This is a genomic window from Chitinophaga sp. (assembly GCF_036569125.1).
Lineage (GTDB): Bacteria > Bacteroidota > Bacteroidia > Chitinophagales > Chitinophagaceae > Chitinophaga.
The window spans coordinates 1-6,623 of sequence record NZ_DATCRF010000746.1 but is presented as its reverse complement, the minus strand read 5'-3'; the positions used below and the strand labels follow the sequence as shown (position 1 = coordinate 6,623).

4 protein-coding genes are annotated in these 6,623 nt (G+C 50.6%); 3 read left to right on the top strand and 1 reads right to left on the bottom strand.

Annotated features, from left to right (window positions below; translation table 11 throughout):
- The 3 genes from VIM87_RS27595 to VIM87_RS27585 all read left to right on the top strand — a co-directional run.
- The coding region (locus VIM87_RS27595; RefSeq protein ID WP_332000106.1) for an alpha-L-fucosidase at nucleotides 1-2,516 on the top strand (2,516 nt) is incomplete at its 5' end.
- 49 nt (nucleotides 2,517-2,565) lie between these two features.
- Nucleotides 2,566-5,283 (top strand): alpha-d-galacturonidase, encoded by a 2,718-nt coding sequence (locus VIM87_RS27590; RefSeq protein WP_332000105.1) that lies wholly within the window; start codon nucleotides 2,566-2,568, stop codon nucleotides 5,281-5,283.
- A gap of 114 nt (nucleotides 5,284-5,397) precedes the next feature.
- Nucleotides 5,398-6,408, top strand: a complete 1,011-nt coding sequence (locus VIM87_RS27585) for a substrate-binding domain-containing protein (protein ID WP_332000104.1) — start codon at nucleotides 5,398-5,400, stop codon at nucleotides 6,406-6,408.
- Nucleotides 6,409-6,414: 6 nt separating this feature from the next.
- On the opposite strand, the gene VIM87_RS27580 is transcribed toward VIM87_RS27585, so the two are convergent.
- Nucleotides 6,415-6,623: ATP-binding protein (locus VIM87_RS27580; protein ID WP_332000103.1), on the bottom strand; the 209-nt coding region annotated here is incomplete at its 5' end.

The following is a 6,623-nucleotide window of genomic DNA, read 5'->3' as shown; positions in this document are numbered from 1 at the left end:
AACCTGACTGGACCTCCCTTCAGCAGCACACGGAAGTACCGGAATGGATCCGCGATGCCAAATTCGGCATCTACTGCCATTGGGGCGTATATACCGTGCCTGCCTATAATAATGAACATTATTACTCTCATATGCATGCGGATTCCGGGTACTCCAAACTGGGTACCTACCAGCGGCATGTGGCCCTGTACGGCCCTCTCAGCAAGTTCGGGTACCATGATTTTATCCCGATGTTCAAAGGCGAACATTTTAATGCTGATACCTGGGCCGACCTGTTTCTAAAAAGCGGGGCGCGTTTTGCCGGACCAGTAGCGGAGCACCATGATGGCTTTGCCATGTGGGACAGCCAGCTGACGCCTTTTAATGCCAAACAAATGGGCCCGCACCGCGATGTGGTGGGCGAGCTGGAAAAAGCCATCCGCAAAAGAGGATTGAAATTCTTTGTATCCCTGCACCATGAGCTGAACTACGGGTATGTAAAGCCCAAACCCGGATGGGCGGCGGCCAATCCCAAATACGCCAAGTTATACGGCACACCCATGCCGCACGAAGCCTGGCTGAAAATGTGGGAAGGCAAGTGCGAGGAAATAGTAGACAAATACCACCCGGATATTATATACCACGATTCCTGGCTGGAAAACATTCCCCCCACCTACATACAACATTATTTAGCGCATTACTTTAATGCGGCGGAAAAACGCCACCAGGATGTGACCATGACCTATAAGGGCAATGATATACCGGATGGTATTGGTATGCTGGACCATGAGAACAGCAACCCTGATCATATTGTAGAAAAACCCTGGCTTTGTGATTATTCCATTGGTACCGGCTATGCCCTTTCCTGGGGGTATACCGACGGTATGGAGATCCGTACCCCTAAAGAAATTATACATAAGATCATAGAAGTGGTGAGCAAGAACGGACAGCTGCTGCTGAACCTTTCTCCCCGCGCTGACGGCACTATACCGGAGAACCAGCAGGAAGTAATGTTCCGCGTGGGTAAATGGATGTGGGCTAATGGCGCCTCCATTTACGGTACCCGCCCTTTCAGCGTGTTTGGCGAAACCACGCCGGAAGGCCAGCGTGTACACTACACCCGCAAGGGCGATACGCTGTATGCTATTTTCCTGGACTGGCCGGGGGATTCCAGCACCGTGCACCTGAAAGCGCTGAACAATAACAGCCTGGGAGGTAACATCCAATCGCTGCAGATGCTGGGTTTAAAATCGCTGGAAACCATGCCGTTCAAGATGGATGAGCAGGGGCTGGCGCTTACTATCCCAAAGAAAACAAGGATCCCGTCAGACCTTGCTTATGTATTCAGGATCGTAGTTCAACATTCCATTCATAACGTGAACGAGAACGGCCCACAAGTGTCGGTATCGCAGGGGAACCATGCACAGGCAGGTTCCCCTTTATTGAACCCTGCTACTCCCCTGTTTGAGATCCTGGGCGGGCCGGACGCCCCGGTGATACAGGAAGGCATGCCCGGCACAAGCGGCATCCAGGGCGGGTTTGAAGGCGGCACCTGTGTAAAGGTGAATGGTACTTACCACCTGTTCCCCACAGAAAGAGCAGGAGAAAAAGGGGTGGCGGCATACTACGACCGGGTGAAAACCCGCATCGGTCACTGGACCAGCACAGATGCCATTCACTGGAAACGGGAAAGCACTTTATATGCATCCAGCGGGCAATATGCAGTGGCCGTAGATGATAACCCGGTGAACGACCGGCGTGCAGCCATCTGGTCTTTTATGCCGGTGTTTAATCAAGCACATAACCGCTGGTATGGCTATTACCTGGCTTATACTGTAGATAAAAATATTGAACCCAATCATTCCTTTGGCCGCATCTGGCGGGCAGAATCTGTAAAGGAAGGATTGGAAGGCATTGGCGGCCCTTATGAGGATAAGGGCATTGTAATGGAGCCAGGCGTTGATTCCCAGCTATGGGAAGGCCGGCAGGGCGTGGCTTTCTTTTATCCTTACCCGGCAGGTAATGAATGGCTGGCCTTTTACGGCGGCGCATATCCTTATGCTAAATGGGCCGACTATCCAACAAAATCCGGCAAGGGCTGGTATGTTGGTTTGGCCAGGTCCGCCTCCATGGAAGGCCCCTGGACACGGATGGATACTACCGTGAACCCTGTAACCTCCATACATCCCTGGTTTGTGGAAAATCCTATTGTAAGCCGGCTGCCGAACGGTTTATATATTGCCGTTTTTGATGGCGGACCGGAGGGATTTGGCTTACATTTGCCTAACATGATGGGATACACGCTTTCCAGGGATGGCCTTCACTGGACTGCCGCGCAGTACTTTCCCATTCATACCAAAGTAAAAAAGTGGTGGGATATTATGCGCACCCCGCTTTGCCTGATACCCGAGGGGAACGACCGTTATACCATTCTGTATGCGGCTATTAATAATAAGCAGCGCTTTCATCCCATTGGAATGGTGCAGGTAAAGCTGAACCGGCAGGTAATGGAGGAAATGATGAATGGGTTGAAGTAAGAGGATTGTTATTGAATGTTTGATTGAAGTACGTTATGAAACTGGATGTATGAAGCGATTGTTTTGTATTTTATTGGTGAGCTGTTGCTGGCATTTTTGTTTTGCAGCAGGGGATAAAAATATAACGCTGGTAACAGCAGCGCATGCCAGCGCGCGGGTACAATATGGAGCAGAGCACCTGAGCAAAGCCTTACAGGCTGCAGGTTACCAGGTAACGCTGCTTACACAGGCCAGTGCACCATCCGGTGCAGCTATCGTAATAGGCCTTTTGAACGATGCGCTTACCCAAAAGGCTATACGTACCTATAAATTATCTATTTCACAAACACCGGGTAAAGAAGGTTTTACCATTGCAGCAGCCAACAGCCATACTGTTATTGGCGGTACGGATGCCAGCGGCGCTATGTATGGCTGCCTGGAGCTGGCTGCCCGCATACGTGCGGCAGGCGCTTTACCTACACAGCTTTCCTTTACCGACCAGCCGGAAATGGTGCTGCGCGGCGCCTGTGTAGGCATTCAGAAGCCTACTTACCTGCCGGGCAGAATGGTGTATGAATATCCTTACACCCCGGAGATATTTCCCTGGCTGTATGATAAAGCTTTGTGGATCCGCTACCTGGATATGCTGGCGGAAAACCGTATGAATTCCTTATACCTGTGGAACGGGCACCCCTTTGCATCACTGGTGCGGTTAAAGGAATATCCTTACGCAGTGGAGGTGGACAGCGCTACTTTTAAAAAGAATGAGGACCTGTACCGCTTTCTCACCAGGGAAGCAGACCGCCGCGGCATTTGGGTGATACAGATGTTCTACAACATTATACTTTCCAAACCTTTTGCAGAAAAACACGGGCTGGTAACGCAGGACCGTAAACGCCCCATTACCCCGCTGATAGCGGATTATACCCGTAAGTCCATTGCCGCTTTTGTAGCCAAATATCCCAATGTAGGCCTGCTGGTAACGTTGGGAGAAGCTATGGAAGGCGATGACATGGATGTGAAATGGTTCACTGAAACTATTATTCCCGGGGTAAAAGACGGGCTGCAAACCCTCGGAAAGAAAACACTCCCCCCTATTGTATTACGCGGGCACGACAGCAATCCGCAGCTGCTGCTGAAAGCCGCCCTCCCGCTTTATTCAAACCTGTATGTAGAAAATAAATATAACGGGGAAGCGCTTACCACCTATACCCCGCGTGGCCCCTGGGCCGCCATGCACCGCGAGATCAGCCGGCTGGCTGCTGCAGATATCGATAACGTGCATATACTGGCCAACCTGGAACCCTTCCGTTACGGCGCTACCAGCTTTATTCAAAAATGTGTGCAGGCCATGCACACCGCTCATGGCGCCAATGGCCTGCACCTGTACCCGCAGGCCTCTTACTGGGACTGGCCCTATACTGCGGATAAAACCACACCCCGCCTGCTGCAAACAGACCGTGACTGGATCTGGTACCAGGCCTGGGCGCGTTACGCCTGGAACTGCCACCGCGACCGGGCAGCTGAAGACCTTTATTGGAGCGGTCTTTTAAATAAAAAATACGGCACACAGGCCGGTAAAGATATACTGGAAGCCTATGAGCAAACCGGCGAAATAGCCCCCAAGCTGTTACGGCGTTTTGGCATTACTAACGGTAACCGGCAAACGCTTACGCTGGGCATGTTCATGAACCAGCTGATCAATCCTAAGAAATGGCGGGTATGGCCTGACCTGTATGATTCTGACGGCCCGGAAGGTGAAACCCTGCTGCAGTATGCAGATAAGGAATGGCAGCATACACCGCATACCGGTGAAACACCTGTGCAGGTAATTAAAGAAGTAGTACAACACGGGGAGCTGGCAGCAGCCGCCATTGACAAAGCTGCGGCCAGTGTGCAGCAAAACCAGGCAGAATTTACCCGCCTGAAAAATGATATATACTGCTACCGTGCACTGGCCAATTATTTTGCGGCCAAAGTGCAGGCGGCTTTATGGGTGCTGCAATACCAGCATAGCCACCAGCTAAGTGATCTGCAAAAAGCGCTGCCCCTGCTGGAACAAAGCGTGCAATACTACCGGGAGCTGGCCGCCCTTACAAAAGATACCTACCTGTATGCCAACAGCATGCAAACCGCGCAAAGGAAAGTGCCTATTGGCGGGGACGATGGGAAGAATAAAACCTGGACCGAGCTGCTGCCTTATTATGAAGCAGAGCTGCAGTATTTTAAACAGCACCTGCAAACCTTACAGACAACGCCATCCGGTATTGCCACACCGGCTAATGAGCTGCATTTACAGGCAGCTGCGGTTACCTTATTAAGTCCGGCTAAGGGCCGTTACCAGCCTCTGAGCGGGGCAAAGGTATTTTCAGATAAAGACCTGCGCCTGGCAGCTGCGTCCCCTGCGTTAAAAGACCTGCAGGGTATTACCTGCTCCATGCAGCAGCAGCAAACAGCCGGTACTACTTTACAGTTCCGCAACCAGCAGGCGGTAAAAGTAGTGGTAGGCTTTTTTGAAAGTAAGGACAAAAGTTTTTTACAGGAGCCGGACCTGGAAACAGACGCCGGCGCAGATAACTACGGGCAGGCAGCCATCCGCCTGCGGCATGCGATCAGCATACCTTCCCTGCCGCCGGTGAATGTGCATACCTATTATTTTGCAGCAGGCGAGCATACCCTTACACTGGGTAAGGGCGCCTGTTTGGTATTGGGTTTTATGGAAGGGAAACAGGATACAGGCAGTAACAATGCAGCAGAAGGACTGGACTGGCTGTTTGACGCTGAATAAATGCTGAATGCTTAACGCCGAACGCTAACGCTGAATGCAGCGTATCGGGTTTTCAACATTCGGCAAGCAGCGTTCAGCATTAAGCATTAAGCGTTTAGCATAATTCGTAATTATATGAAGTCTATTATCACAGTAGATCACAATTCGGGGGCGCCAAAGTATCAGCAGATCATTCAATCTGTTATCAGCGCTATTGATAACAAGCAGTTAAGGATCGGGGATAAAATACCTTCCGTAAATGAGGTGAGCGACAGCACCGGTATTGCCAAAAAGACCGGAGTACAGGCGTTTGAGCAGCTCAAGCAAACCGGTGTAATATCGGCCGTAAAGTATAAAGGCTATTTTGTAGCCAGCGCCAACACCCATTCCAAACACAATATATTTGTGCTGTTCAACCACCTGACCGCGTATAAAGAGGATATCTACGAAGGCATAAAAAGCACGCTGGACGGAAAAGGCGTGGTGGATATTTTCTTTCACCACAACAATATAGAAGTGTTTAAAACACTGATAGCGCAAAGCGCCGGCAAGTACACGGAATATATTATTATGCCCATACCCGACAAAGGCATGAAACCCGCGCTGAAGAAATTACCGCAGGATAAAATATACATCCTGGATCTGGGCTACCAGGACTGGGGCCAGGCCTATCCTTCTGTTTGCCAGCATTTTGAAACAGATATTTACCAGGTATTACAACAGGGCCTGCCTGCCATCCGCCGTAAATACAACAAGCTGGTGCTGGTACTGGGCCCGCAATTTTATAACCTGAAGCAGATCGAAAAAGGTTTCCGGCAGTTCTGCCGTGAGTTTGAGCTGGACTTTTCCATTATTTCCCATGCAAAGAATAAACGGCCGGCCCGCGGGGAGCTGTATGTGCTGGTAAATGACCAGGACCTGGTGCAGCTGGTAAAAAAGACCACCACCTTTGGTTATAAGCTGGGAAAGGATGTGGGCATTATCTCTTACAATGATTTTCCTATGAAAGAAATTGTGGGTAACGGCATTACCACTATCTCCAGCGACTTTACAAGAATGGGAACGGATGTGATCAATATGATCCTAAAGAAGAAAAAAGCGCACCTGCAAAACCCCTGCAGACTGGTAGAAAGGTCTTCCTTTTAAGCAGGTTTATACATAAGAGCCGGGGAGCTGAATATTTACGGTAGTTCCCTTATCTACCGCGCTGGAGAGCTGCAGCTGTCCGCCGTTGAGCCTTACCAGCTCTTTTACCACCAACAGTCCCAAACCGGCTCCATGCTCATTATCTGTGCCGCGGCGGGTAAAATGCCGTTCCAGGTCGAACAGGCGGGCCTGGGTGGCAGCATCCATGCCTATAC

Excerpts from the sequence above, each read along its gene's own strand:
- VIM87_RS27590 (WP_332000105.1), top strand. The coding sequence starts at position 2,566 with ATGAAGCGATTGTTTTGTATTTTATTGGTGAGCTGTTGCTGGCATTTT.
- VIM87_RS27585 (WP_332000104.1), top strand. The coding sequence starts at position 5,398 with ATGAAGTCTATTATCACAGTAGATCACAATTCGGGGGCGCCAAAGTAT.